A 25,882-nucleotide genomic window follows, 5' to 3' on the forward strand; every position below is an offset into this window, starting at 1 on the left:
CGGCAAAAGATCAGGGAATGCCAGCATGCTTGCGAACGACTATCCATCGCTCGATTTCGACCTCGGAGAGACGGCGGACATGATCCGCGACACCGTGCGCGCCTTCACCGCCGACAAGATATCCCCGCGCGCTGCCGAGATAGACCGGACGAACGAATTTCCTCGCGATCTCTGGCCGCAACTTGGTGAGCTTGGGCTCTTGGGGATTACCGTCGAAGAAGAATATGGCGGGACGGGGCTCGGCTATCTCGAGCATGTCGTGGCGATGGAGGAAATCAGCCGGGGTTCGGCGAGTGTCGGGCTTTCCTATGGCGCGCATTCCAATCTTTGCGTCAACCAGCTCCGCCGCTGGGGCACCGACGCGCAGAAGCGCAAATACCTGACGAAGCTCATGTCGGGCGAGCATGTGGGCGCGCTTGCCATGTCGGAGCCGGGCGCGGGATCGGACGTCGTGTCGATGCGGCTGAAGGCAGAGAAGAAAGGCGACCGTTTTGTGCTCAACGGCAGCAAGATGTGGATCACCAACGCCCCCGACGCCGAGACGCTGATCGTCTATGCGAAAACAGATGCGAGTGCGGGGCCGAAAGGCATTACGCCGTTCCTTATCGAGAAGGGAATGAAGGGTTTCCGCCCGGCGCAAAAGCTCGACAAGCTCGGCATGCGCGGTTCGAACACCGCCGAACTCGTGTTCGAGGATTGCGAGGTGCCGGAGGAGAATGTTCTGGGCAAGCTGAATGAGGGCGTGCGTGTGCTGATGTCCGGTCTCGATTACGAGCGTGCTGTGCTCGCCGCTGGGCCGCTCGGCATCATGCAGGCCTGCATGGATGCCGTGATCCCCTACGTCCACGAGCGCAAGCAGTTCGGCGAGCCGATTGGCACGTTCCAGCTCATGCAGGGCAAGCTTGCGGACATGTATTCGACGATGAATGCCTGCCGCGCTTATGTCTATGCGGTGGCGAAAGCCTGCGACCGGGGACAAACCACGCGCAAGGACGCGGCGGGTGCGATCCTTTATGCCGCGGAAAAGGCAACGTGGATGGCGCTGGAAGCCATTCAGGCCTTGGGCGGCAACGGCTACATCAACGACTATTCGACAGGCCGCCTGTTGCGCGACGCCAAGCTCTACGAGATCGGGGCGGGGACAAGTGAGATACGCCGCATGCTGATTGGCCGCGAACTCTTCAACGAGACGGCCTGATGCCGGAAGTTTACAGGCTGCTCGGCGGGCCCGGTTCTCCTTACTCGCACAAGGTGAGGGCGGTGCTGCGCTACCGGCATCTGCCACATCGCTGGATCGTTCCGCTTGGCGCCTTTCGAGGCACGGGCGCGCTCGGGGAGGGGACCGAGATCGCCGGGGCCGGCAAGCGGCAGGTGCCGGTGATCCAGTTTCCCGAGGGTTCCTATCATTCCGATTCCACACCGATCATCGACGAACTGGAAAAGCGTCATGCGGGCCAACGCCCGGTCGTACCCGAGGATACGGGGATGGCTTTCCTCGCGCGGCTGATCGAGGAAGCAGCGGACGAGTGGCTTCCTTTGCCGATGTTCGACTACCGGTGGAATGAGGAAGCGGATCGCGCCTTTTGTCCGCGCCGCCAGATGGCGGGCTGGCTTGGTGCGGTGCCGGAGGCGGAACTCGGCGAGGCCGCCGCCGCTTTCCTTTCCCGGCAGGAAACGCTACGCGAAATACTGGGTGGCACAGCGGAAAACCGGCCGCTGCTGCAATCGACCTATGACGAATTGCTCGGCTACATGGAAGCGCATCTCGCGACGCAGCTCTTCCTCTTCGGCTCGCGCCCGTCCATCGCGGATTTCGGCCTTTACGGTCAGCTCAGCCAGTATGCCGTGGACCCGACGACATCCGAGCTGATGAAGAAAAAGGCCGTGCGCCTGTTCCAGTGGGTGCAGCTCATGGACGATGCCTCCGGCATCGACGGCGAATGGAGCGCACCCGATGCGCCTCTTTCAGCCGGCGTGCGGGGATTACTGAAACTCACGGGCGAAGTGGCGCTGCCGATGTTGCAGGCTGCGGTGGATGCGCATCTGGCGGGCAAGGATTTCCATCCGATGGTGGCGGAAATCCGGGGGCACGGTTTCAAGACCATTGCGCGCCCTTATCAGGCCCATACGCTGCTCTGGCTCAAGCAGCGTTACGCCGAGCTCGATGTCGGCGTGCGGGCCCGCATCGAACCGGCGCTTGCAGAGAGCGGTTGCCTTCCGTGGCTTTCGTTCCGCGATGGCGAGGCAGAGAAGACGCCACGTTACGGAATGGCATAGGTTCGGGGGAAAGAGACCGTGGCAGCAACGAAAAGACCACCGAACAAACGAATAATTCGGCGGTCATTTGATGTGGCCGTCGAACGTGCTGCTAGGTTGGCCGCCTTTTCGTTAGCGCCACCGCACAGCTTTGGAGCCGAGATTTCTGATCGAGCGGAGAAGCTGGCACACGATGATCTAATTGTGTTTGCTATTTCTGCTCGGCGACTTTTCGATGCCGCTGGTCTGGTTACGCTGAGCCAATCTTCCAAAATTATGGAACTCAGGCCGCAGATGAGCCAATGGCATTTGGCTTTGGAGCACTTGAAAAACGTCTCGCTCCGACTTGTGCTGAATATGATCGTCCACAGCGACACGTTGGAGATATCGACCTATGAGCTTCATGTTCTGGCGCTCGCTGGGCATAAAGTTCCCTCCGAGATTGCCATTAGTCAAATAGCGCAAAAGGATTTTGGAAGAGTCTCTCCCATTATCTTGCTGCGGACGGATAGAGAGCCCTATCGCTTTGTTAGACTCTCTGAATTGGTTGATAGATTTTCTGACTGCTTGGATGAAGTGATCGACCATTGTTGGAAGTTGGGAATCGATCTTGAAACCTTGGCAGACGACGAATGAGAGCTACTTCATAAGCTTCAGCGCCCGGAAGATCGTCGGCGCGACATAAGTTGCGTACAAGCCGAGACAGGCGAAGACGGTGTAGGCGGTTATCGCGTCAGGCAGCCCGATCGCAACGCCTGTGCGGCCTAGAACTTCACGGACGACGATGCCGCAGGCGATGCCACCCACCGCCATGAAGATCTGCAGCCACCATGCAGGCAAAACAGGATCCTGCGGCGAAGCCTTTCGGTCCATTGCCGCGCCGGCAAACCAGCCCAGCAACAGGAAGAGGATAGCTGCTATCTGATCCGGTTCTCGCTCGTTCGGCCAGATCACCCAGAGCAGAGGAATTGCGGCGATAATAACCGCGAAATCCATCCAGGCGGGAAGGAGGCGCCAGCGGGCAACGATGTTTTCATGCACAAGAACCGCGAACACGGCGATGCTGGCAAGGCCAAGCCCGATGCCGACCAGCACATCCTCGACATCGTGTACGCCGAGATAAAGGCGGCTGAAGCAGACCCCGGCAGCAAGGAAAACCGCCACCGCCCAGGCCCATGGCCGGCGGATTTCATAGGCCAGCCAGAACCACATGGCGATCGCGACCTGTGCGTGGCCGGACGGCAGGCCGTAGGAATCGGAGACGCGCTCAGCGTCAAGCTGGAATGCGGGGTCAGGCCGCGCATCCTGCCAGAAATCCTTGAGCCAGCCGTTCAGGACCGCCGTTACCGCGATCAGCACGGCGAGCCGTGTGAAGAGCGCCCGATTCCAGAGCCAGTAGCCGATCGGCAGGAATATGAGGAAGAAGGGGGCATAGCCAAGCCATGTGAACCCATTGAAGACGACCGTGGCTGCATCGCTGCGCAGCGGTATCACCCAGCTCAGATCGTGCAGGAATTTTTCCATGCCTATCCCCCCGTTCCTTTGGCGTTATATCGTTTTGGGTTAGGTTCAGCCCGAATCCCAGCCCTTGCGGCCAGTCTATCCGTGGAAACCAGCTCATGTCACAGAACAGTAACGAAGCAGATCCGGTGGTGATCGTCAGTGCCGCCCGCACGCCCATGGGTGGTTTTCAGGGCGCGCTTTCGACCAAGACGGGGCCGGAGCTTGGCGCGATTGCGGTCAAGGGTGCCGTGGAGCGGGCAGGGCTGTCGCCGACGGCGGTGGACGAGGTTCTGATGGGATGCGTGTTGTCCGCAGGCCTCAAGCAGGCGCCGGCGCGGCAGGCGGCACTGGGCGCGGGGCTCGACGAGGGTACGCCGTGCACGACCGTCAACAAGATGTGCGGCTCGGGCATGAAGGCGGTGATGATGGCGCATGACGCGCTCATGGCAGGGCATGGCGAGGTGATCGTCGCTGGCGGCCTCGAAAGCATGAGCAATGCGCCCTACCTGCTGCCCAAGGCGCGAGGCGGCATGCGGCTCGGCCATGGCGAGGTCAAGGACCACATGTTCCTGGACGGGCTGGAGGACGCCTATGAGGGCCGTCTGATGGGTGCCTATGCCGAGGAGACCGCGAAGCACTACCAGTTCACCCGCGGCGCGCAGGACGCCTATGCGCTGGAGTCGCTGGCGCGGGCAAAGCGGGCGGTGGAGGGCGGCACGTTCTCCCATGAAATCGTGCCGGTTGAGGTTCAGACCAGGAAGGGCGCTGTCGAGGTTGTCAACGACGAGCAGCCGCTGACGGCGGACCCGGCGAAAATCCCCACCCTGAAGCCGGCCTTTGCGAAAGACGGGAGCGTGACGGCCGCCAATTCCAGTTCCATTTCGGACGGCGCAGCCGCACTGGTGCTGATGAAGCTTTCGGAAGCCGAACGGCGCGGACTGACACCGCTTGCCGCCATTCGCGGGCAGACCATGCATGCGCAGGCGCCTGCGTGGTTTTCCACCGCCCCTGTCGGTGCGATTTCCAAGCTCATGGAGCGCACGGGTTGGACGGCCGGGGATATCGATCTCTGGGAAGTGAACGAGGCCTTCGCCGTCGTCGCCATGGCCGCGATCAAGGAACTCAATCTCAGCCACGACAACATGAACATCTATGGCGGCGCCTGCGCGCTCGGCCATCCGATCGGCGCGTCCGGCGCACGCATTCTCGTGACCTTGCTCAACGGTCTGAAACAGACCGGCGGCAAGCGCGGCATCGCCTCGCTCTGCATCGGTGGCGGCGAGGCGACGGCGGTCGCTATCGAGCGGTTGAACTAGGCGGCGGCCTTTCCGAGTGTGTTCTTCACATGCTCGGCGAGGGCAATGAGGCCATTCAGTGGGCGGATCAGCACTTCGATATGGGCCATTTCGCCCTTGTCGTTCACGGTGATGCGGTCGATGCCCTTCAGTTTCTTGTCGCCGATGCGGGTTTCGAATTCGAGGATGATTTCGTTCCCGTCGACCCATTCCTTGGTGTAGGTGAAATCCTCAACGCCCTGAATTACGGCGTTCAGGATCGCCGTCACATAAGGTTTCGACTGCTTGGGCGTGTAGAAGGCGGGTGAGGAAATCATCGCATCTTCGGCGACCAGCGCACCGAGCAGCGCGGGATCGTGCTTTTCCACGAAGGCGTACCAGCGCGTGAGAAACTCTCTCGCTTTGTTGGACATGTTTCCCTCCCGGGGATTATTTCAGCACGCCTTGCAGGATCAGGCGTGTGTGAATGTCGATCAGTTCCTTGCGGCCAATGCGACCTTTGGGATCGTACCATGTGCAGATACCCGTCAACATGGCGAGGATGGCGTAGGCGCTCACAGCTACATCGTCAATTTTGAACAGCTTGCGTGCCGCACCCGTTTCGAGAATACCGCTGAGGCGGTCTTCGTAGGCGCGGCGAAGAGCAACGATCTTCTTCCGGTTTCGCGGTTCGAGGCTCCGCAGTTCCGCCGAGCCGATGAAGACCTCGCGCTTGCGCTCGATGTGGTAGGTGAGATGAAAGGCGATGAATGCCTTGAGGCGGTCCAGCGGGGGCTCGATGCCTTCCAGCTCCGCGTCGATCCGTTCGAGCAGCGTCACCATGTGGTTGTGGATCAGGTCGTAGAGCAGGTCCTGTTTGGTGGCGATGTGGTTATAGAGGGAGCCCGGCTGCAGGCCGACGCGGGCCGCGAGCTGGCGAAGGCTCATGGCGTCGAAGCCTTGGGCGTAAATGAGGTCGAGGCCTGCTTCCCTGATGGCGGCCTGCGTCTTCTTGCCCGATGAACCAGCGGTTCTGCTCAATAAAGTCGTCCTTGCCGGGACCTTGCCCTGTCCAGGATACGAACGTATGATCGTTTTTATAAAGAATCCAGCCCGGGGATGATTGTCGTGTCGGTTCTCAAAACAAGCGTCAATGCGCGGGATGCGCGGTTCAAGGAAAATGCCGAGGCGATGGCCGGTCTCGTGGCCAATCTCGCGCAGGAGAGGGCCAAGGCCGCGACGGGGGGCGACCAGAGGTCGCGCGAGCGGCATGTGGCGCGCGGCAAGCTCCTGCCACGCGAGCGGGTTCACGGCCTCATCGATCCGGGTACGCCATTCCTGGAGTTATCCCCGATGGCGGCACATGGCATGTATGGCGAAGACATCAACGCCGCCGGCATCATCACAGGCATAGGGCGGATCGCGGGGCAGGAATGCGTGATCGTCTGCAACGATGCGACGATCAAGGGCGGCACCTACTATCCGGTCACTGTGAAGAAACATCTCCGGGCGCAGGAAGTGGCGCTCGAAAACAATCTGCCGTGCTTCTATCTCGTCGACAGCGGCGGCGCGAACCTGCCGAACCAGGCGGAAATCTTTCCTGACCGCGAGCATTTCGGCCGCATTTTCTACAATCAAGCGCGCATGTCCGCGAAGGGCATTCCACAAGTCGCCGTTGTCATGGGGTCGTGTACGGCGGGTGGCGCCTATGTGCCCGCCATGTCGGACGAGACGGTGATCGTCCGCAAGCAGGGCACGATTTTCCTCGGCGGTCCGCCGCTCGTGAAGGCGGCGACCGGGGAAATCGTGACGGCGGAAGATCTCGGCGGCGCGGACGTCCACTCGCGGAAGTCAGGCGTGACCGATCACTATGCGCTGGACGACACGCATGCGCTCGCCATCGCGCGGCAGATCGCCGGTACGCTCAATCGCAAGAAACGGGTGGATATCCCCCTCCGCGAGCCGAAAGCGCCGCTTTACGACATTGCCGAACTCGATGGTATCGTACCGTCCTCGCTGTCGGTCCAGTACGACGTGCATGAAGTAATAGCGCGCTTGGTAGACGGCTCCGAGTTCGACGAATTCAAGAAGCTTTACGGCACCACGCTTGTTTGCGGTTTCGCCCATATTCACGGGCTGCCGGTCGGCATCATCGCCAATAACGGCATTCTCTTTTCGGAATCCGCGCTCAAGGCGGCGCATTTCATCGAGCTGTGCTGTCAGCGCAAGGTGCCGTTGCTCTTCCTGCAAAATATCGCTGGCTTCATGGTCGGCCGCGAATACGAGACGGGCGGCATTGCCAAGGACGGCGCGAAGATGGTGACGGCGGTGGCGTCGGCGAACGTGCCGAAGGTCACCTTGATCATCGGTGGTTCCTATGGCGCCGGCAATTACGGCATGTGCGGCCGCGCCTACAGTCCTCGTTTCCTGTTCACCTGGCCCAATGCGCGGATTTCCGTGATGGGTGGCGAACAGGCGGCGAGCGTTCTCGCGACGGTGAAGCGCGAAGGCATGGAAGCGCGCGGGGATAAGTGGAGCATGGAGGAGGAGGCCGAGTTCAAGGCGCCGATCCGGGCGCGCTACGATGAGGAGGGGCATCCCTATTTCGCGACCGCGCGTCTATGGGACGACGGCATCATCGCGCCCGGCGAAACGCGGCGCGTGCTGGCGCTCGCTTTTTCCGCCGCCCTGAACGCACCGATACCGGAGACGCCCTTCGGCGTCTTCCGGATGTGAGGAGGGCATGTTTAAGATTGAATACGCGGCATCGATAATCACGGCTATTTCCACCGTGTCCTTACTCTCTAGCGTTGTCTTCAATATTGGCTATTTTTCGTTTTTAGGATTTGAGTACATACATTTCTTGTCAATTTCTGACCATGTGATCGCTGCGATACTTTGGGTTCCAACACTCCTTTTCTCAGCTATCGGAATATATTTCTCAGGTTTTTCAAACAGCATTTCCGCAAGAATGGTTTTCCGTTTTCCAACTAAAGAAATCGGAAGACTGCAACGTTGGGCGATGGCTGTATTTCGAACTGCTCCAATTTTTCTCGGTTCGATATCTCTGACCGTGGCCGCTTCAATTTCGACAGGAGCTTATGGCGTTCAAGACTTCAATATCATTCTATTCTTATCTAGCGCTTTTGTGGCAGCGCTTGTTGTGCGATGGCTTATCGACAAAATCAGAATCGGTTTTGAGTTGCCCTTGGTTCCAGTTTTGATGGCGACCGTAGTCATGTTCGGCTTAATGCTGTTCACGCTGGGCCGCTATTGGGCTGAGAAGGATTTCGAGCGGAGCTCACATAGCGCCAGCCGCTTTCTCATGGACGATGGCTCCACTCGCTCTTTGGGAATTTTACGGGCGGCTAGTGCTGGTTTGATCGTCTTTGACAAGGAAGAAAAAACCGTGAGCCTGGTGCGGTTGGATATTGTTTCGTCGATCTCTCGACGTAGTGGGGATGTTGATGAAGCATTAAATCCTGCTCAGTATCCGTCAATCTCCAAGAGTTGGAGTGACATCATGCATTGGTTGCGTAGGGAAGAATAAAGATGTTCAAATCCCTCCTGATCGCCAATCGCGGCGAAATTGCCGTTCGTATCATCCGCACCGCACGGCGCATGGGCCTCAAGACCATCGCCGTCTATTCGGATGCCGATGCCAATGCCTATCATGTGGCGGAGGCCGACGAGGCCTATCGGATCGGACCGGCGCCTGCTGCGGAGAGCTATCTGCGTATCGACGCCATTCTCGATGCCTGCGCGCGCTCCAGCGCGGAAGCGGTGCATCCGGGCTATGGTTTTCTCTCCGAGAATGCGGGTTTTGCCGAAGCCTGCGAGAAGGCGGGGCTGATATTTGTAGGGCCGCCTGCCAGCGCGATCCGCGCGATGGGATTGAAGGACGCCGCCAAGGCGTTGATGGAAAAGGCCGATGTGCCCATTGTCCCCGGTTATCACGGGGATAACCAGGACGCGGATTTCCTCGGCGAGCAGGCGGAGAAGATCGGCTATCCCGTTCTCATCAAAGCCGTAGCCGGCGGTGGTGGCAAGGGGATGCGCCGCGTCGACGATCCGGCCTCCTTTGCCAAAGAACTCAAGAGCGCGCAGCGGGAAGCCGGTTCTGCCTTCGGCGACGAGCGCGTGCTGGTCGAGAAATATGTAGCCCGTCCGCGTCATATCGAAATTCAGGTCTTTGCCGACAGCCACGGGCAGGCGGTATCGCTCCATGAGCGGGACTGCTCGTTGCAGCGGCGGCACCAGAAGGTGATCGAGGAAGCGCCGGCCCCCGGCATGCCGCCCGAAATGCGCAAGGCGATGGGCGAAGCGGCGGTCGCTGCCGCGAAGGCCATTGGCTATCGCGGCGCGGGAACGGTGGAATTCATCGCCGATGCTTCGGATGGGCTGAAGCCCGACGGCTTCTGGTTCATGGAGATGAACACGCGGCTGCAGGTCGAACATCCCGTGACGGAAGCGATCACGGGGCTCGACCTCGTGGAATGGCAGCTCCGCGTCGCAGGCGGCGAGCATCTGCCGCTGACGCAAGACAAGATACCGCTGAAGGGACATGCGGTGGAGGTGCGTCTCTACGCGGAAGACCCGGCGAAGAAATTCTTCCCATCCACGGGCCGGCTGCTGCGGCTTCGCGCGCCGGAGAACATGCCGCATGTCCGCACGGATATGGGCGTGCGCGAGGGCGATGAAGTCAGCATGTTCTACGACCCGATGATCGGCAAGATCATCGCGCATGGCGAGACGCGGCGGATTGCGCTCAGAACGCTCCGGGGATTTCTTTCGCGCATGGAAGTGGCGGGGCCGAAGACCAACCTCGCGTTTCTCGCGGCCGCGATGGCGCATGAATCCTTCATTGCCGGTGATATCGACACGGGTTTCATCGACAGGCATCTGGACCAGTTGGTGCCGAAAGGTCCGGTGGAGCCGTGTGTGCTTGCGGTGGGGGCGGCGGCACATCTCATCGGGCGAAGTGCTGTCTTGCGTGCCGCGCAGGCCGGAAGCGACGAGCCGCATTCTCCGTGGGCCGAAGCGGACGGTTGGGTGCTGGGGGGGCACCGTGCCGAAACGCTGCGATTCATCGTGGGCGGCGAAAATGTGTCGCTGACTGTTGCTCCGGAAGGAAATGGCTGGCGGCTCTCGGGCGAAATGGTCGGTGCGAATATCGCCGTCAGCGCCATAATGGACGGGGATGGAACCATCAGCGCCACGGTCGACGGCGTCAGGCTGAAGGCTGCCTGTGTGCCGAGCGGGCGCGGATTTATTCTTGTCCATGAAGGGATATCGACCGATTTTTCGATAGTGGATCCGCTCGATGTCGATATCGTATCGGACGCGGATACAGGCTCGCTGAAGTCGCCGATGCCGGGCAAAATCGTGCAGGTATTGGTGGAGCCGGGCGCCAGAATCCGCAAAGGTGCCGCGCTCGTCGTGATGGAAGCCATGAAAATGGAACAGACGCTGACGGCGGCGGTCGACTCGGTCGTGGCGGCCGTCCATGTCGGCATTGGCGATCAGGTCGAAGCGGGTGCAACGCTTGTCGCTTTCGAGGAGAAGCCGGGGTGACGGTTCATCTCATCAAGCTATGTGTCGGCGCCGACGATATCGCCGACCTCGCCGCATGGCAGGCGGCACGGCTGGCCGAGAAGAAAAAACTGAAACAGCCGCAGGTGCTCGCCCATGTGACGCGTATGACGCCGAAGCGAGCGGACGAGCTTCTCGATGGCGGTTCACTCTATTGGGTCATGAAAGGCGTTATCCGCTGCCGGCAGAAGCTGATCGGCATCGAGCCGTTCACGGATGCGGATGGCATCGGGCGCTGCCGCCTTGTGCTGGACAATGAAATTATCCCGACCCGCAGGCAGGACAGGCGGCCTTTTCAGGGCTGGAGGTATCTCGCCGCGAAGGACGCGCCGCGTGACGTGAAAAAGGGCGATCCCGAGGACGATATGCCCGACGAAATGCGGCGCGAGCTGGAAGAGCTCGGGCTTTTGTAGACCCGCCCAAATGGGCAGGTGACAGAAGGCTTCCCTGATGGTCGGCTAGAGAAAACCACCGGGAGGGGAACATGCGGCGCGATATCGAATTCAAGACGGAAGACGGCGTTACCTTGCGGGGCTGGTTCTATCCGGCCAAGGGCGTCAAGGGACCGGCGCCGACCGTGGTGATCGCGCATGGCTTTTCTGCCGTCAAGGAGATGTATCTCGGCGATTTCGCCGCCTTCTTTGCGGAGGAAGGAATCGCGGCTCTCGTCTATGACCATCGCAATTGCGGCGCGAGCGACGGAACACCGCGCGGTCATCTTGATCCGCGCGCGCAGATCGACGGCTATCGCGATGCGATTACTCATGCGCAGTCGATGCCGGAGGTCGATCCGGAGCGTATCGGCATCTGGGGATCGAGTTATTCTGGCGGGCATGTGCTCGTCGTCGCGGCCATAGACCGGCGCGTCAAATGCGTGGTGTCGCAAGTGCCTCTGGTCGGTGGACTGGAGACGGCGCGGCGGCTTATCCGCGGGGATCACTGGAAGGGATTGAGGGCTGCCTTTGCGGCCGACCGGGCGGCGCGTATGCGCGGCGAGACCGGCGCCCGGATGCCGGTGACGGCGCCTGAAGGCGAACCGAGTGCCTTGCCGACCGCAGATACCTATGAATTTTTCACCGAATTCAGCCGTTCGAACGAGACGCCCTGGCAGAACGAGGTGACGCTTCACTCGGTCGAATTGTTCACCGAGTATGAGCCGGGGATATATGTGTCGCGGATTTCTCCGACGCCGTTACTGTTGATCGCCGCTCTCGAAGATCACCTGACGCCTTTCGACATGACCGCTGCCGCCTATGAAACGGCGCTGGAGCCGAAGAAGTTTCTGGCGCTGCCCTGCGCGCATTTCGAGGCTTATACCGGAGACATGTTCAAGATGTCCGCGCCCGTGCAGCGCGACTGGTTCAAGACGCATCTCTGAGAGATGTGTCAGACCGGCATGTTGTCGATGAGCCGCGTCTTGCCGATTTTCGCGGCAACGAGAATCCGTGCGGGACCGGTTGGGCGATCCGAGGGGAATGGCGCCAGCGAGGCGGCATCCCGAATGTCGAGATAATCCACCTTGTCGAAGCCTAGCGCCAGGATTCTGGTTGCGCCTTCCTTCGTCGCTTCCGCTATGGGTGCCCCGCCTGAAACTTTCGCGGCAGTCTCCTTCAGGATGACATTGAGCTGACCTGCGGCTTTCCTTTCATCCGGCGAGAGGTAGACGTTTCGGGACGACATGGCGAGGCCGTCGGCTTCGCGCATGATCGGGCCACCCAGAATTTCCACCGGAATGTCGAGATCGGCGACCATGCGACGAATGACCATCAATTGCTGCCAGTCCTTTTCGCCGAAGATGGCGATATCCGGCAGGACGCGGAGGACAAGTTTCGCAACGACGGTCGCCACGCCCGCAAAATGCGTGGGGCGGAACGTGCCCTCGAGGGGTTCGGTAACGCCAGTGAGCGAAATGGTGGTGGAGAAGCCCTCTGGATACATGTCGGCGGCGTCCGGCGCGTAAACCAGATGCGCGCGCTCCGCCAGTTTCGCGGCGTCGTCTGCCTCGGTCCGGGGATAAGCGCCAAAATCCTCATTCGGGGCAAACTGAGTCGGGTTGACGAAGATGGAAACGATGACGCGGTCAGCCTTCCCGCGCGCCAGATCGACCAGGGAAAGATGGCCGGCGTGTAGAGCGCCCATGGTGGGAACAAGAGCGACGGTCTCGCCCTCTCTCCGCCAGGCGGCGACGGCCTCACGCAGATCGGCCGCTGTGCGTGCGACAGGAATTCTGTAGCTGGTTGTATCGAGCGGCATGAACGGCCTCATGAAATGCGGGCGGAAGATAGCGGCAGGGGAGCAGGACTTCAATTGCGCTGGTTTTTGCGTCCGCAGTTCCTATATCCTTGTTATGAAAAGAGAACTGGCATTTGCCGCTATCCTGTTCGCCTTGGCCTCACCTGCATGGGCAAAAGGCCCGACCTCTCCGGAGGCTCCTCCTCTTGAGACGATCGGCAATGCCCAGCCGAAGCCTGAGCCCCTGAAAACCTTTGTTCCCGGGCACAAGAGCCAGTATGGCGGCTGGGTGCAGCCCTATACGCGCGAAGGGGGTGCTGTCCCACTACCGGGACCGGGAGAGAAATCGCAAGGGTATATGCCCGGCCACCACGACGCTGACGGCGCCTGGGTACCGGGCCATCCTCAGTAGAATTTTGCTAAGCGAGACGGCCTTCAATGGCGTTCGCATAGAGTGTCTCGTAGATCGGCACGCTCATCGGCAGCGGATTGCCGCCAGTGCAGGGGTCTTCGAGTGCCATGGCAGCTGCCTCGGGGATAACATCAATATCGACGCCGATCTGCTTCAGCGTGTGCGGGATGCCCACTTCCTCACGGAGCGCTAGCACCCAATCGATGAAGCCGTTGAAGCTGCGATCCTTGAGCGCGAGATAATTTGCAGCGGCAACGATCTTCTCTTCGATGGCCTCGCGGTTGTGCATCAACACATAAGGCATGACGACGGCATTGGTCAGGCCGTGATGAGTGCTGCGAAGGGAAGAGCAGGGGTGGCTCATGGCATGCATGGAGCCGAGGCCCTTCTGGAATGCCGTGGCGCCCATGGAAGACGCGGCCATCATGAAGGCGCGCGCCTCGACGTTGCTGCCGTGCTTCGTTGCCTCGGGTAGCCATTCCTTGCAGAGCCGCATTCCCTCCAGCGCTACACCTTGAGCCAGCGGATGCCAGAAGGACGAGCACCAGGCCTCCAGATTGTGGGAGAGCGCGTCCATGCCTGTGGCCGCCGTAATGTGCGGCGGCAGGCCAAGGGTCAGTTCCGGGTCGCAGATAACGTCCACCGGCATCATTTTCGGGTGAAAAATGATCTTCTTTGTATGATCGCTTTCATCCGTGATAACGGCCGCGCGGCCGACTTCGGAGCCGGTGCCGGCCGTAGTCGGAACGGCAATGACCGGCGCGATGCCTTTCGGGTCTGCGCGAGTCCACCAGTCCTCCCGGTCTTCATAGTCCCACATGGGTCGCGTCTGCCCGGACATGAAGGCCACCGCCTTGCCCGCGTCCATGGCGCTGCCGCCGCCAAAGACGATGACGCCGTCATGCTTGCCGCGGCTGAATGCCTTGAGGCCTGCATCGACATCGGCGCTGACGGGGTTTGGGTGCACGTCGGCAAAAAGGGCGGCGGCGAGGCCGTTTTTCTCCAGCAGTGCCAGCGCTTCGGCGATCATCGGCATGGGCTTCAGGCCGGGATCCGTGACCAGCAGGGGGCGTTCGATCCCCGCCGTTCCGCAAGCCTCCGCCAACTCCTTTATGCGTCCGGCGCCGAAGCGCATCTTGGTTGGAAAGTTCCAGTTGCCGGCGAGACTTGGATAGGTGTCGATCATTTTGTTCTGGTTCTCAGGTGATAGCTTTTGGGACGCGTCAAATATTCATAGCCAACACGGGAAAGCGTCGCACCGCGTCCCGTGTCTTTTACGCCGGTCCAGGCTAGGGCTGGATCAAGATAGTCACAGCGATTGAGGAAGAAGGTGCCCGTCTCGACGCGCTCACCGATTTTCTCACCCGCCTCTTCGTCTTCAGTCCAGACCGAAGCTGTCAGCCCGTAGGGGCTGTCGTTCATGAGGCCGATGGCTTCTTCGTCCGAAGTCACCTTCATGATGCCGATCACAGGACCGAATGTCTCTTCCCGCATCACGTCCATCTGATGGTTCACGTCTACCAGCACTTCCGGACCGAGATATGGGGTGCCGGGCTTCGAAGCGGGAAAATGCGCTTCGCCGACAAGGGCGCGTGCACCGGCGCGCTTTGCCTGTTCGATTTGGCCCCGTACGAAGGCTGCCGAGGAAGCGCGCACCATGGGGCCGATCGTCGTATCCGCGTCGAGCGGACTGCCGAGCTTGTACTTCTTTGTAAGATCAACGAATCCTTCGACAAAATCGTCGTAGACGTCGGCATGAACATATAGCCGTTCCTTGCCGCAGCAGGACTGGCCGGAGTTGAAATAAGCGCCGTCGACCAGGTTCTCGATAGCGAAGGGCAGGTTTGCGTCCGCCCGTACATAGGCTGGATCTTTTCCACCCAATTCCAGCCCGATGCCGATAAAGCGATCCTTTGCAGCGTGAACCACCGCATGTCCGCCCGATACGGAACCCGTGAAGTTGACGAAGTCGACCCGGGGGTCGGCAATCGCCTTCTCGGTCATATCGTGGCTCATATGGAGAACTTGAAACAGCCCATCGGGGGCGCCTGCTTTCTCGAATGCCATGGCAAAACGTTCGGCGCAGAGCGGCGTTTGGCCCGAATGTTTCAAGATCACCGAATTGCCGGCCATCAGCGCGGGCACAACCGAATTGACCGCAATCAGATAGGGGTAGTTCCACGCCGCTATTGCGAGAACAGTGCCGATGGGCTCGCGTCGGACCCAGCGGCGAAAGCCTTCCTTGGGACCTGCGTCGATGTCTGCCAGGGCATCGCCAGCTATCGCAATCATGTAGCGGGCTCGCTCTTCAAAGCCACGCAGTTCACCCGCTCCGTAAGCGATGGGCCGTCCCATTTGCCAGGCGAGTTCAGGCACGATCTCGTCTTTCATGGCGAGAAATGCTTCGATGAAGCGCAGGCATAGAGATGCGCGTTCCGCTATCGGCACCAGCTTCCATGCGGCTTGAGCCGCCTTGGCGGTGCCAAGCGCTCCGTCAACTTCCGCCCAATCTGCGAGGGGCCTTTCGGCATACACGCTCCCGTCAACGGGGGAGATTACTTTCAGCGTCTCTGTCATCCGCGCTCGAAGCCTCGCATCAATTCCCAATCCGTGATCCGGCGTTCATATTCCATCTGTTCCCAGCGGCCGGTGTGGAGATAGTGTTCTACCACCTCGTCTCCGAGGGCGGTGCGGAGAGTATCTGACTTTTCGAGCTCAGTAAGTGCATCCCGCAAGGTCTTCGGCAGCGACGGAATGCCGCTTCTTCCATAAGCATCGCCCGTAAACTCCGGCTCGAGCACCAGATTTTGCTCAATTCCTTGCAGGCCTGCCGCAAGCAGCGCTGCATAAGCCAAATAGGGGTTGAGGTCGGCGCCGCCGATCCGGCACTCGATCCGAAGGCTTTTCCCCGCACCACACATACGGAAACCTGCCGTCCGGTTGTCGTTTGACCAGACGATGCTGGTTGGAGCAAAGGAGCCGTTCACAAACCTCTTGTAGGAGTTGACCTGTGGCGCAAGGAAGTAAGTCAATTCACGTGCGTGGCGCAGCTGGCCGGCCAGAAACTGCTGGCACAAGGCGGACATGCCGTGCGGCTCCGCATCCTTGTCGTAAAAATGCGCGCTCTTTGCTTTCTCGTCCCAGAGCGACATGTGGATATGACAGGACGAACCAGCAAGCTCGTAATTCCACTTTGCCATAAAGGTGACGGCCTTGCCGTGGAGCCAGGCGATCTCCTTGATACCGTTCTTCAGGATTGTGTGCCTGTCGGCCATTTCCAGGGCTTCGGCATAGCGAATATTGATTTCTTCCTGACCGGGGCCCCATTCGCCTTTGGAATTTTCCACCGGGATGCCTGCATTCTCGAGGCCGTTGCGGATGGCCCGCATGATCCCTTCTTCTTTCGTGGTGGCGAAGATGTGGTAATCCTCGATGTACCAATTGGGATGTTTCAGTCCCCGGTAATTCTTTTCGTGCGCCCCTTCGTATGTCTCGTCAAAGAGATAGAATTCGAGTTCCGACGCGGTGTACGCCTTCATCTTCATTGCGGCGATGCGCTTGAGCTGCTTCTTGAGAATTGAGCGCGGCGCATGCGGTACATCTTCGCCGTGATGATCGACGGTGTCGCAGATCACAAGGGCAGTGCCGGGCAACCAGGGAATTCGCCGAAGCGTCGAGAGGTCCGGCTTCAATGCGAAATCGCCATAGCCTTTCTCCCAACTTGTCGCCTTGTAGCCCGGGACAGGCTCCATATCCGTGTCGACAGCGAGGAGGTAGTTACAGGCATGGGTTTCATGAACGGCGGTGTCCAGGAAATAGGCCACAGCCATGCGTTTCCCCACCAGCCGCCCCTGCATGTCGGGCATGGCCATGACAACAGTGTCGATGTCGCCTGCCTCGGCAAGATCGGAAAGCTGGTCGAGAGTGAGCATGCCATTCATTCGCGAAAACCCCCAAGAAGATGCCGCCACAGCGCGGAGCAACGGCTGTGCCCTCAGGCCGCCGCATAAGCCTGTGAAGTTTAGCCGCAGAGATGGGGGAGACCGCAAGGGGCCGTTTTGCGGGGCATGCCGATATCAAGCCGGTGCGGTTGACGCTCCTCCACTTAGAACCCAAACTCCGCGCGATTCGTTTTCATTGCGGCGGAATTGGCGGGGGCTTATGACAGTCGGCTTGCGAGAGCGCGTGCCCGCTCATGTTGTTGTTCTGGGCAACGAAAAGGGCGGGTCCGGTAAGACGACGACTGCGATGCATGTCATCGCGCTTCTTCTTCATGAAGGCTTGCGAGTTGGGTCCATTGACCTGGATGGACGTCAGCGATCGTTGACGCGATATGTGGAAAACCGAAAGGCATGGGCGGATGCGGCTGGCGTGAATCTCGTCATGCCGGACCACATCGTGATTTCGCGATCTGCTCTCGGAAATGTGAGCGAGGCCAACGCCGCTGAGGAAGCGGAGCTGGATGCAGCCATGGCCCGGCTGGCAGCGGTCAATGACTTCATCGTCATCGATTGTCCTGGAAGCGACAGCTATCTTTCGCGGCTGGGACATGCGCGTGCCGATACACTGCTCACGCCCATGAACGACAGCTTTGTCGATTTCGATTTGTTGGGTCGCGTCGACCCGCAGACTTATCGAATAAAGGGGCCGAGCGTTTATAGTGAAATGGTGTGGGAGAGCCGCAAGCGTCGTGCTGTGCGCGATGGGGGAGAGATAGACTGGGTTGTCATCCGGAACCGCCTCTCCCATCTCGATGCCAAAAACAAGCGGCGTGTCGAAGCTGTGCTTGGAGCGCTTGCTGACCGGATCGGCTTTCGTAGTGGCCCGGGTTTTGGCGAAAGGGTCATCTTTCGAGAAATGTTTCCCTCGGGCCTCACGCTGTTGGACTTGCGGGAAGAGGGGGTCGATACCCAAATGTCCATGTCACACGTGGCCGCGCGGGCGGAGGTGCGAGCTTTGGTGGACGCATTGCAGCTTCCGATCGAGGAAAGGCGACAGGCCGCGCAGATTCTTTAGCCGCGCCGTCTTTCCGCGTCATCGGCCGTTTGTGGCAGGCTCCAGTTCGAAGGCGGGATGGGAATGCACTGAATGGCTTGACGGGCAAGGCGTCCGCAGGCGTTGCGAGCCGCATTTTCGCCATCGAAGCCCCCAAATCGCGAGCGATAGAGAGTGCGGTTGTTGGCGGTTTTTACCGGAATGGTAACTGGCACCGCTTCGCCAAGTTCTGCCGGGGCAGCGCGCATCGCTTTGCGGATGCTGTCGACCGCATCCGATTGCTCGGCATAAGCGCCTATCTGGATGATCCAGGTTCCCTCAGGGATAAGCGGATCTCCGTCACGCCATGACTGAGCGGAGGCAGGCTCGCGCCGAGTCGGGTCGTTTGCTGCGGTCCGGAGCAGAGGGTTTGCCGCGGCTTCAGGGCTAACGCTCGCATTGGCGGGCGCTACCAGGAAGTTGCCAATCTCGCGGCCGGCCTGCCGGACCGGTCCCTCCGCCGATCGAAGGGCTGCGACCGCATATGCGGTGACAGTATCGACGGGAGCCGCCGGTGCGGCTTGCTGTTCGGGGGCGGCAACCGGCAGGACCACGGGCTGGGCCGGCGTCGCTGGCTGCTGCGGGGCCGGAGCCAGAAGCACCGTCTGTACAGGGGCGGGCAGGTCAGCGGACAAATTGTCTTGAGCCGGTATTGTGTCGCTCTGATCCTCGATGGAGGAAGCCAGTTGAAGAAGCGCGGCGCGGTCTTCTTCAGGTGCGAGACCGAGCGGACGAAGAACGGGCTTCGGCGCCGGGCCGGTATTTGCAGCCATGAGAGTGCTGCCGTTCTTCATCGCGATGGCGCTGGGCATGGCGCGATCCAGAATTTCGATCATGTGCGCGTCGCGCAGCTTCGCCTGCTTGCCTCCCATCACAACACCGATCAGGAACTTATTGTCTCGTTCCACAGTGGCTGTGAGGTTGAAGCCGGAAGCGTTTGTATAGCCAGTTTTCAGGCCGGTAGTGCCCTTGTACTCGCCCAGCAGCCGGTTGTGGTTGCGGATACGGGCCTTGCCCCAGGCGAAGTATTCAGTGCTGAAATAGTGATAATACTGTGGAAAATCTTCCCGAATGCGTTTGGCAAGCGTTGCCTGGTCTCGTGCCGTCGTCTTTTGGGCGCTGTTTGGAAGGCCGGAAGCGTTTTTATATGTGGTGCGCGTCATGCCCAGCGCACGCGCCTTCTTCGTCATCAAGGCTGCAAAGTCGTCTTCCGTGCCGGCGATAAAGGCGCCAGTGGCCGACGCGACGTCGTTTGCCGAGCGCGTTACGAGAGCAAGAATGGCGTCTTCGACACTGAGTGTCTGGCCGGCCCGCAAACCAAGCTTGGACGGGGGCATTCCGGCGCCGCGGGGCGTCATTGTTATGCGGGATTTCAGGGTAACTTCACCGGCCTGCAGCTTCTCGAACAGAAGATACAGGGTCATCACCTTGGTGAGGGAGGCGGGGTAGCGATATTCGTCGGCGCTACGGGCGTAGAGGACCTTGCCTGAATAGGCATCGATTACGAGCGCTGCTTCTTTGGGAGCTGCTGCCTGTACCGGCGCGGCGACCAAAAGGCCGAAGAGTAAAAACAAGCAAATCAGGCAAAATCCACCCGAAGACTTGCTTCGGCCTAAGGAAATGCGCGCAAAACTCGTGGGCGCAGACCCCTGCATATCACTCTAACCCCTCTTATTGGGCCCGCCCTGCCTGTGCGTGCCACTCAAACCTGTCCCGACAAAACTGTACTGCGAGAACCACTAATTGCGAAGGCCCCCGACACCAAAAATCGTGAAAATCGTAGTGGTCCTAAGCGCTTGGCAGCATGGGGTGACGATATTTTGTAGGTATTACCAATTTGTTAACAAGGTTAACAAAATGCTAATTCGGCTGGAAGGCCGCGCTGGAATCGGCATAGGCGTAGCTGGGGGCGCCAGCATGTCTTTGACCTGGTTTTAAGAGCAGCTGGAAACTAGGCCATCCCTCTCGGAGGCCGTGCGAGACCTTGTCCTCGCGGCGACGGTCGCATGATTGTGATCAGAGCCGAACCGCCGGCCCGAAAGCGCCGCAAAATCGCCGAGAGGCGCCGTTATAGATCAGGATGGGCTTTGAATTTGCCAATGTTCGACTATCTAATGGGTTGGTGGAAAAGACGTGGTGACGGAACGCACGGGCAATTCGGCGTTCCGACATTGCAGGAGATTTCGGCAGGAACGGGGATGTCTGACGATAGGCGGCGCGGTGATGAAGACGGAGGCGCAGGTACCGGCGTCATCACGAAGACGAAGCCGAAAACCAAAAAGCCATCGCTTTACAAGGTGCTGCTGCTAAACGACGACTACACACCAATGGAATTCGTCGTTCACGTTCTGGAGCGTTTTTTTAACAAGGGACGGGATGAGGCGACGGTCATCATGCTTCATGTTCATCAGCACGGAGTCGGCATTTGCGGCCTCTATACCTATGAGGTGGCGGAGACGAAGGTGACGCAGGTGATGGATTTTGCGCAGCAGCATCAGCACCCGCTCCAGTGTACGATGGAGAGAGAGTAGTAGCGCGTTATAGCTGTTCTTTGGTTCAGCAGAAGGGAAGGTCCGGAAGTGCCGACGTTTTCACGCAGCCTAGAAGAGGGCCTTCACCGCGCGCTCGCCCTTGCTAATGAGCGGGATCATGAATACGCAACCCTGGAACATCTTCTGCTTTCGCTGATGGATGATCAGGATGCCGCGGCTGTAATGCGCGCCTGCAATGTCGATATGGACATGTTGCGGCAGCAACTCACCAATTATGTCGACAACGAACTGTCCAGCCTCGTGGTCGAGAACGGCGAGGACTCAAAGCCCACGGCAGGTTTCCAGCGCGTGATTCAGCGTGCCGTCATTCATGTGCAATCTTCCGGGCGTGAGGAAGTGACGGGAGCAAACGTACTCGTCGCCATGTTCGCCGAACGGGAGAGCCATGCGGCCTACTTCCTGCAGGAGCAGGATATGACCCGCTACGACGCGGTGAACTATATCAGTCACGGTATCGCGAAACGCGGCGATATGAGCGAAACGCGTCCCGTGCGTGGTGCGCAGGAAGAGCCGGAGACTGGAGAGCGGACACGCAAGGAGCGCACGACGGAAGCTCTCGACAATTACTGCGTCAATCTCAACGACAAGGCGAAGCAGGGTAAAATCGATCCGCTGATTGGCCGCGAGCGAGAGGTGGAGCGGACTATCCAGATCCTTTGCCGCCGCTCGAAAAACAATCCGCTTTTCGTAGGCGATCCGGGGGTGGGCAAGACGGCCATTGCGGAGGGGCTGGCGCGCCGCATCGTGAAGGGCGAAGTGCCGGAGGTGCTGCGCAATGCGACGATCTTCTCGCTCGACATGGGGACCTTGCTTGCCGGAACGCGGTATCGGGGTGATTTCGAGGAGCGCATCAAGGCGGTCATCAAGGAGATTGAGGCCTATCCAGGGGCCATCATGTTCATCGATGAAATCCATACCGTGATCGGAGCGGGGGCGACGAGCGGCGGGGCCATGGATGCTTCGAATCTGCTCAAGCCCGCGCTGGCGAGCGGCTCAGTGCGTTGTATCGGGTCGACTACCTACAAGGAGTACAGGCAGCACTTCGAGAAGGACCGTGCGCTGGTGCGGCGGTTCCAGAAGATCGACGTGGCAGAGCCGTCCGTGCCAGACACGATCAAAATACTGAAGGGGCTGAAGCCTTATTTCGAGGAGTTCCACAAGGTCCGCTACACGAACGATGCCGTAAAGGCGGCCGTAGACCTGTCCGCAAAGTATATGCACGACCGCAAGCTGCCGGATAAGGCGATTGATGTTATCGACGAAGCGGGCGCTTCGCAGATGCTCTTGCCGGAGTCTCGCCGGAAGAAAACGATTGGTGTCGCCGAGATTGAAGCCGTTATCGCCACGATGGCGCGAATTCCGCCGAAATCTGTATCCAAGAGCGACACTGAAAAGCTGAAGGATCTGGACACCGAACTGAAGCGAGTGGTCTTTGGGCAGAATGCCGCAATCGATGCGCTGGCAGCTTCAATCAAGCTGGCCCGCGCTGGTCTGCGCGAAGCGGAAAAGCCTATCGGCTGCTACCTCTTCTCAGGCCCGACCGGTGTGGGAAAGACCGAAGTGGCGCGTCAGCTCGCATCGGTGCTTGGCGTGGAAATGCTTCGCTTCGATATGTCGGAGTACATGGAGCGACACACAGTGTCGCGCCTCATAGGTGCGCCGCCCGGCTATGTTGGTTTTGACCAGGGCGGTCTCTTGACGGACGGCGTCGATCAGCATCCTCATTGCGTGCTGTTGCTCGACGAAATTGAAAAGGCGCATCCGGATCTTTTCAATATTCTTTTGCAGGTGATGGATCACGGCAAACTTACGGATCACAACGGCAAGAAGATCGATTTCCGCAATGTCGTCCTTATCATGACGACGAATGCGGGCGCTGCGGATATGGCGAAGCCGACCATAGGCTTTGCCCAGAAAAAGCGTACGGGTGACGACGAGGATGCAATCAAACGGCTCTTCACACCGGAGTTTCGCAATCGTCTCGATGCAGTGATTCCTTTTGGGCATCTGCCGCAGGAAGTCATCGCTCAGGTGGTGGAAAAGTTTGTTCTGCAGTTGGAAGTGCAACTGGCGGATCGCAATGTCACGATCGAACTCACGCCTGAGGCGAATAGCTGGCTCGCAGAGCGCGGCTATGACGAGCAGATGGGCGCGCGCCCGCTTGCTCGCGTTATTCAGGAGAACATCAAGAAGCCGCTTGCTGATGAAGTGCTCTTTGGACGGCTCGTCAAGGGCGGGCATGTGATCGTGACTGTGAAGGACGATGCTCTCGCTTTCGATATCGAGGCGGTCGTTCCGAAGAGTCAGAGCGGAGGTCCCAAGAAGCCGGGTGCGCGCAAGCCGGGTGACGGCTCGGGCGGGCCTGGGTCGGGCGGCGGTACCGTACCCAAGGTTCCTTTGCTGGTGGATTGAGGACGGCAGAAGAACCAAATTGAAAATTCAGGGCGGGCACGAAAGTTTGATTTCGTGCCCGCCTTTTTTTCTGCTTATCTACGTACACAAATTAAATGGGAGGCGACAAATGATCGGCTATGTGATGCTCGGCACGAATGATCTCGACCGGGCCGCAAACTTCTATGACGCATTGCTCGAGGATCTGGGTGCCAAGCGTGCCATGTCCGATCCGGGCCGCTTCATAGGGTGGAGCAACGGTGCGGGCCCTATGTTGGCGATCACCAAGCCTTACGATGGCAACAAGGCAAACTTCGGCAACGGCGTCATGGTCGCGCTAGCCGCGGGCTCGCAGGAGGCTGTGAATAAAATTCATGCGAAGGCGCTGAGCTTGGGAGGTTCTGATGAAGGGGCTCCCGGTTTGCGTGGCGGCACCTTCTATGGCGGTTACTTCCGCGATCTCGATGGTAACAAGTTCGTCGCCTTCCACATGTAGCGGTTGGTTGGCACGTGAATGATGAGGCCGCCATGTCGCCATGGCGGCCTTTTGTTTGAGGGACAACCCAACGGCAGGGTCAGCCTTTCTTCAGTCTATAAATCGCCACGTCGATGTCGGACGAGTAATAAATATCTCCGTTCGGTGCGACGGCGACGCCGGTAGGAATGAAGATCGCCGGAGCGGATTCCGGCCCTTCAAAGCCGATAGGGAGATTTTCTTTCACCGTTACCTTTTCTCCGCTCTTGATATCGATGATAACGATGCGTTTCGCGCCGACCTCAGCTACGACCAGACGGCCATCCGGGGTGACGTCGAAGCCCTCCGGCGCCGACAGTCCTTCGGCCACGACGGTGCGCTCTCCGCTTTCGATGTCGATGCGGGCGATGCTGCCGCCCTGATGTTCGCTTACATAAAGATGACCACTGCCATCGAGCTTCATCATTGCGGGACCGCCAAGGCCGGTGGCTAGGTCATTTCGTTTGGACCAATCGTTGCCATCGACGCGGACAACAGCGCCGCGCGCATATTCCGAGACGAGAACATCGCCATCGGGAAGGGCAATGGCGTCGGCCGGTGTCGTGAAGCCATGATGGAGGCCTAACGACTCACCGCTTTCCTGGTCGAACACCTGTACAGCGCCGGCCGTCAACGCCGCGACCGCAATTGTTCCGTTGGCAACAGTTACGCTGAGCGGATAATCGATCTCCGAAGACCAAACGCGGGCCATTTCCGTGACGGAGCCATCTTCCGGGGCAACTTTTCGTAATGCGAAAAGATCGGCGACATAAAGGCCGGCATCAGCATCTGTGTTTCCGAATGCGATGCCACCAGCGACGGCGAGTGTGCCGGAAACGATTGTGCGGGCTTCGCCGGTCGATGTGTCGATTTCAATGACGGCATTATCCGCCATGTTGGTGATATAGAGGTTGTCTTCATTGTCGAAAGCAAGATTGTCGATCGCTGGCGCCACCTCGGATATCAGCGTCTTTTCTCCAGTGGCCGTTTCCACGGTATAGACGTGACCGGCTTCGGTATCGACAACGAAGAGTTCGCCTTTCGTATTGAAGTTTGCCGCGGCTGGCGTTTTGAAGCCCTCGGCAACGATTTCGAGCGTTCCTGCATCGACGTCTACGCGCACGATCTGCTTTTTGAACCAGAGGGGGCCGTAAAGTTTTCTGTCGGGCCCGAAGTCAAAACCGTTCAGCCCGCCCATGCCCTCCATGATTTTTCGCGGCGCTGCTTCTCCTGACGGGTCGAGTTCGTAAAGTGCGTCGCCGAGAAATACCTGGGTAGCGAATAGCCGGCCATCGTCGGTCCATGCGAGGGAGTTGAGACCCGGCAAGCCCTCGGCGAGCGTCAGCAACGTGCCATCTGTCCGTCGTGCATATACCTTACCGTCGAGAAACGCAGTCCACGCGAGTGTACCGTCAGGGCCTTGCTCAAGATCATCGGCCATCCCCTCGGGTGGCGCTTCATATATGCTTGTTTCCCCGGTTTCTCCGTCGATCTCGTAGATAGCGCGCCCGAAGACGCTGCCCGCCAGAATCTTGCCTTCCTTTGTGACCGTGATGCCGTGAATGCCATGAAACGGCGAAGGCGGAGTCACGGCGCTTTGCGTGTACTCATCGTTTTCGGAACAAGCAGCCGTAAACAATATTACTGCGGCAATCGCCGCCCCGTTCAGGCATTTCATGATCTTCTCCCCCCAACATTTTTCTTACTGAATTGCGGCTCTTATTTTTTCAGCATTTTTCTTGAGTTCTTCGAAATCCGCTATCTCGCGCGCATGCAGCTTCAGGTCAATACCTTGAGAGCGCGGAATAATATGGGTGTGAATGTGAAAGACGGTCTGCCCGGCCGCAGCTCCGTTGAGTTGTGCAACAAGGATACCCGGTGCGTTGAAGGCCAATTTGACCGCAGCGGCAATCTTTTTCACCGTCTTCGCCATAGCGCCGGCATATTCTGCGTCCAGGTCGTAGATGTTCTCGGCCGGGTATTTCGGAATGACAAGAGTGTGTCCTTCGGCTTGTGGCATCACATCCATGAAAGAAAGAGTCATGTCGTCTTCATAGACTTTGAAGCACGGGGCTTCGCCCCGGAGAATCTTCGCAAAAATGTTGTTTTGATCGTAAGCCAC

Annotated in this window: 23 protein-coding genes; 13 read left to right on the forward strand and 10 right to left on the reverse strand. The window is 59.3% G+C overall.

Features of this window, described 5'->3' with window-relative positions:
- Positions 1-25 precede the first annotated feature (25 nt).
- The 3 genes from PLAV_RS14110 to PLAV_RS14120 are packed head-to-tail and all read left to right on the forward strand — an operon-like array spanning position 26 to position 2,892.
- Positions 26-1,198 carry an isovaleryl-CoA dehydrogenase gene (locus tag PLAV_RS14110; RefSeq protein WP_012111703.1) on the forward strand — a complete coding sequence of 391 codons (1,173 nt, stop codon included), beginning with the start codon at positions 26-28 and terminating at the stop codon, positions 1,196-1,198.
- The gene (locus tag PLAV_RS14115; protein WP_012111704.1) at positions 1,198-2,277 is read left to right on the forward strand and encodes a glutathione S-transferase family protein; all 1,080 of its coding nucleotides are present in this window, start codon (positions 1,198-1,200) and stop codon (positions 2,275-2,277) included. The genes PLAV_RS14110 and PLAV_RS14115 overlap by 1 nt, the downstream gene beginning before the upstream one ends.
- A gap of 18 nt (positions 2,278-2,295) precedes the next feature.
- Positions 2,296-2,892: a hypothetical protein gene (locus PLAV_RS14120; protein ID WP_143710229.1), complete on the forward strand. Its 597-nt coding sequence runs from the start codon at positions 2,296-2,298 to the stop codon at positions 2,890-2,892.
- A 3-nt stretch (positions 2,893-2,895) separates the two neighbouring features.
- On the opposite strand, the gene PLAV_RS19070 is transcribed toward PLAV_RS14120, so the two are convergent.
- Positions 2,896-3,780 carry a phosphatase PAP2 family protein gene (locus PLAV_RS19070; protein ID WP_012111705.1) on the reverse strand — a complete coding sequence of 295 codons (885 nt, stop codon included), beginning with the start codon at positions 3,778-3,780 and terminating at the stop codon, positions 2,896-2,898.
- Between the two features lie 95 nt (positions 3,781-3,875).
- Between PLAV_RS19070 and PLAV_RS14130 the strand changes: the two genes are divergently transcribed.
- Complete coding sequence (locus PLAV_RS14130) at positions 3,876-5,075, forward strand: acetyl-CoA C-acyltransferase (protein ID WP_012111706.1); 1,200 nt, start codon at positions 3,876-3,878, stop codon at positions 5,073-5,075.
- Here PLAV_RS14130 and PLAV_RS14135 read toward each other — a convergent pair.
- The gene (locus PLAV_RS14135) at positions 5,072-5,467 is read right to left on the reverse strand and encodes a nuclear transport factor 2 family protein (RefSeq protein WP_012111707.1); all 396 of its coding nucleotides are present in this window, start codon (positions 5,465-5,467) and stop codon (positions 5,072-5,074) included. The genes PLAV_RS14130 and PLAV_RS14135 overlap by 4 nt on opposite strands.
- A 16-nt stretch (positions 5,468-5,483) precedes the next feature.
- Positions 5,484-6,074, reverse strand: coding sequence for a TetR/AcrR family transcriptional regulator (locus tag PLAV_RS14140; protein WP_012111708.1), 591 nt, complete (start codon positions 6,072-6,074; stop codon positions 5,484-5,486).
- 78 nt (positions 6,075-6,152) lie between these two features.
- On the opposite strand from PLAV_RS14140, the gene PLAV_RS14145 reads away from it, so the two are divergent.
- The 5 genes from PLAV_RS14145 (at position 6,153) to PLAV_RS14165 (ending at position 12,003) form a co-directional block, all read left to right on the forward strand.
- Positions 6,153-7,769, forward strand: coding sequence for a carboxyl transferase domain-containing protein (locus PLAV_RS14145; RefSeq protein ID WP_012111709.1), 1,617 nt, complete (start codon positions 6,153-6,155; stop codon positions 7,767-7,769).
- Positions 7,770-7,776: 7 nt separating this feature from the next.
- A complete protein-coding gene (locus PLAV_RS14150) occupies positions 7,777-8,583 on the forward strand; it encodes a hypothetical protein (RefSeq protein ID WP_012111710.1) in 807 nt (268 codons plus the stop codon).
- Between the two features lie 2 nt (positions 8,584-8,585).
- The gene (locus PLAV_RS14155) at positions 8,586-10,607 is read left to right on the forward strand and encodes an acetyl-CoA carboxylase biotin carboxylase subunit (protein WP_012111711.1); all 2,022 of its coding nucleotides are present in this window, start codon (positions 8,586-8,588) and stop codon (positions 10,605-10,607) included.
- Positions 10,604-11,038, forward strand: a complete 435-nt coding sequence (locus PLAV_RS14160; RefSeq protein WP_012111712.1) for a DUF1489 family protein — start codon at positions 10,604-10,606, stop codon at positions 11,036-11,038. The genes PLAV_RS14155 and PLAV_RS14160 overlap by 4 nt, the downstream gene beginning before the upstream one ends.
- Positions 11,039-11,109: 71 nt before the next feature.
- Positions 11,110-12,003: an alpha/beta hydrolase gene (locus PLAV_RS14165; protein ID WP_012111713.1), complete on the forward strand. Its 894-nt coding sequence runs from the start codon at positions 11,110-11,112 to the stop codon at positions 12,001-12,003.
- 8 nt (positions 12,004-12,011) lie between these two features.
- Here PLAV_RS14165 and panC read toward each other — a convergent pair whose 3' ends face one another.
- The 4 genes from panC to PLAV_RS14190 all read right to left on the reverse strand — a co-directional run bounded on the left by panC (position 12,012) and on the right by PLAV_RS14190 (position 17,210).
- Complete coding sequence (panC, locus tag PLAV_RS14170) at positions 12,012-12,878, reverse strand: pantoate--beta-alanine ligase (protein WP_012111714.1); 867 nt, start codon at positions 12,876-12,878, stop codon at positions 12,012-12,014.
- A gap of 398 nt (positions 12,879-13,276) precedes the next feature.
- The gene (locus PLAV_RS14180; protein WP_012111715.1) at positions 13,277-14,455 is read right to left on the reverse strand and encodes an iron-containing alcohol dehydrogenase; all 1,179 of its coding nucleotides are present in this window, start codon (positions 14,453-14,455) and stop codon (positions 13,277-13,279) included.
- Complete coding sequence (locus PLAV_RS14185; protein ID WP_012111716.1) at positions 14,452-15,846, reverse strand: aldehyde dehydrogenase family protein; 1,395 nt, start codon at positions 15,844-15,846, stop codon at positions 14,452-14,454. Before PLAV_RS14185 ends, PLAV_RS14180 begins: the two co-directional genes overlap by 4 nt.
- Complete coding sequence (locus PLAV_RS14190; RefSeq protein ID WP_012111717.1) at positions 15,843-17,210, reverse strand: glutamine synthetase family protein; 1,368 nt, start codon at positions 17,208-17,210, stop codon at positions 15,843-15,845. Before PLAV_RS14190 ends, PLAV_RS14185 begins: the two co-directional genes overlap by 4 nt.
- A gap of 220 nt (positions 17,211-17,430) precedes the next feature.
- Between PLAV_RS14190 and PLAV_RS14195 the strand changes: the two genes are divergently transcribed.
- Positions 17,431-18,285 carry a division plane positioning ATPase MipZ gene (locus PLAV_RS14195; RefSeq protein WP_012111718.1) on the forward strand — a complete coding sequence of 285 codons (855 nt, stop codon included), beginning with the start codon at positions 17,431-17,433 and terminating at the stop codon, positions 18,283-18,285.
- Here the strand turns inward: PLAV_RS14195 and PLAV_RS14200 are convergent.
- The gene (locus PLAV_RS14200) at positions 18,282-19,958 is read right to left on the reverse strand and encodes a serine hydrolase (protein WP_012111719.1); all 1,677 of its coding nucleotides are present in this window, start codon (positions 19,956-19,958) and stop codon (positions 18,282-18,284) included. The genes PLAV_RS14195 and PLAV_RS14200 overlap by 4 nt on opposite strands.
- 543 nt (positions 19,959-20,501) lie before the next feature.
- Between PLAV_RS14200 and clpS the strand changes: the two genes are divergently transcribed.
- From clpS to PLAV_RS14215, 3 genes are all read left to right on the forward strand, one after another.
- The gene (gene clpS, locus PLAV_RS14205) at positions 20,502-20,834 is read left to right on the forward strand and encodes an ATP-dependent Clp protease adapter ClpS (protein ID WP_012111720.1); all 333 of its coding nucleotides are present in this window, start codon (positions 20,502-20,504) and stop codon (positions 20,832-20,834) included.
- Between the two features lie 48 nt (positions 20,835-20,882).
- Entirely contained in the window at positions 20,883-23,267 is a 2,385-nt protein-coding gene (gene clpA, locus PLAV_RS14210) for an ATP-dependent Clp protease ATP-binding subunit ClpA (protein ID WP_012111721.1), read from the forward strand.
- A gap of 109 nt (positions 23,268-23,376) precedes the next feature.
- On the forward strand, positions 23,377-23,742 hold the full coding sequence (locus tag PLAV_RS14215) for a VOC family protein (protein ID WP_012111722.1): 366 nt from the start codon (positions 23,377-23,379) through the stop codon (positions 23,740-23,742).
- A gap of 79 nt (positions 23,743-23,821) precedes the next feature.
- Here PLAV_RS14215 and PLAV_RS14220 read toward each other — a convergent pair whose 3' ends face one another.
- Together PLAV_RS14220 and PLAV_RS14225 are read right to left on the reverse strand one after the other, a co-directional pair.
- Positions 23,822-25,438, reverse strand: coding sequence for an outer membrane protein assembly factor BamB family protein (locus PLAV_RS14220; RefSeq protein ID WP_012111723.1), 1,617 nt, complete (start codon positions 25,436-25,438; stop codon positions 23,822-23,824).
- A gap of 24 nt (positions 25,439-25,462) precedes the next feature.
- The gene (locus PLAV_RS14225; RefSeq protein WP_012111724.1) at positions 25,463-25,882 is read right to left on the reverse strand and encodes an HIT family protein; all 420 of its coding nucleotides are present in this window, start codon (positions 25,880-25,882) and stop codon (positions 25,463-25,465) included.

The sequence above is a fragment of the Parvibaculum lavamentivorans DS-1 genome (assembly GCF_000017565.1).
Lineage (GTDB): Bacteria > Pseudomonadota > Alphaproteobacteria > Parvibaculales > Parvibaculaceae > Parvibaculum > Parvibaculum lavamentivorans.

Excerpts from the sequence above, each read along its gene's own strand:
- PLAV_RS14185 (WP_012111716.1), bottom strand. The coding sequence starts at position 15,846 with ATGACAGAGACGCTGAAAGTAATCTCCCCCGTTGACGGGAGCGTGTAT.
- PLAV_RS14190 (WP_012111717.1), bottom strand. The coding sequence starts at position 17,210 with ATGAATGGCATGCTCACTCTCGACCAGCTTTCCGATCTTGCCGAGGCA.
- PLAV_RS14180 (WP_012111715.1), bottom strand. The coding sequence starts at position 14,455 with ATGATCGACACCTATCCAAGTCTCGCCGGCAACTGGAACTTTCCAACC.
- PLAV_RS14145 (WP_012111709.1), top strand. The coding sequence starts at position 6,153 with ATGATTGTCGTGTCGGTTCTCAAAACAAGCGTCAATGCGCGGGATGCG.
- PLAV_RS14135 (WP_012111707.1), bottom strand. The coding sequence starts at position 5,467 with ATGTCCAACAAAGCGAGAGAGTTTCTCACGCGCTGGTACGCCTTCGTG.
- PLAV_RS14165 (WP_012111713.1), top strand. The coding sequence starts at position 11,110 with ATGCGGCGCGATATCGAATTCAAGACGGAAGACGGCGTTACCTTGCGG.
- PLAV_RS14130 (WP_012111706.1), top strand. The coding sequence starts at position 3,876 with ATGTCACAGAACAGTAACGAAGCAGATCCGGTGGTGATCGTCAGTGCC.
- clpS (WP_012111720.1), top strand. The coding sequence starts at position 20,502 with ATGTCTGACGATAGGCGGCGCGGTGATGAAGACGGAGGCGCAGGTACC.
- PLAV_RS14115 (WP_012111704.1), top strand. The coding sequence starts at position 1,198 with ATGCCGGAAGTTTACAGGCTGCTCGGCGGGCCCGGTTCTCCTTACTCG.
- PLAV_RS14155 (WP_012111711.1), top strand. The coding sequence starts at position 8,586 with ATGTTCAAATCCCTCCTGATCGCCAATCGCGGCGAAATTGCCGTTCGT.
- PLAV_RS14195 (WP_012111718.1), top strand. The coding sequence starts at position 17,431 with ATGACAGTCGGCTTGCGAGAGCGCGTGCCCGCTCATGTTGTTGTTCTG.
- panC (WP_012111714.1), bottom strand. The coding sequence starts at position 12,878 with ATGCCGCTCGATACAACCAGCTACAGAATTCCTGTCGCACGCACAGCG.
- PLAV_RS14110 (WP_012111703.1), top strand. The coding sequence starts at position 26 with ATGCTTGCGAACGACTATCCATCGCTCGATTTCGACCTCGGAGAGACG.
- PLAV_RS14220 (WP_012111723.1), bottom strand. The coding sequence starts at position 25,438 with ATGAAATGCCTGAACGGGGCGGCGATTGCCGCAGTAATATTGTTTACG.
- PLAV_RS14215 (WP_012111722.1), top strand. The coding sequence starts at position 23,377 with ATGATCGGCTATGTGATGCTCGGCACGAATGATCTCGACCGGGCCGCA.
- PLAV_RS14200 (WP_012111719.1), bottom strand. The coding sequence starts at position 19,958 with ATGCAGGGGTCTGCGCCCACGAGTTTTGCGCGCATTTCCTTAGGCCGA.
- PLAV_RS14150 (WP_012111710.1), top strand. The coding sequence starts at position 7,777 with ATGTTTAAGATTGAATACGCGGCATCGATAATCACGGCTATTTCCACC.
- PLAV_RS19070 (WP_012111705.1), bottom strand. The coding sequence starts at position 3,780 with ATGGAAAAATTCCTGCACGATCTGAGCTGGGTGATACCGCTGCGCAGC.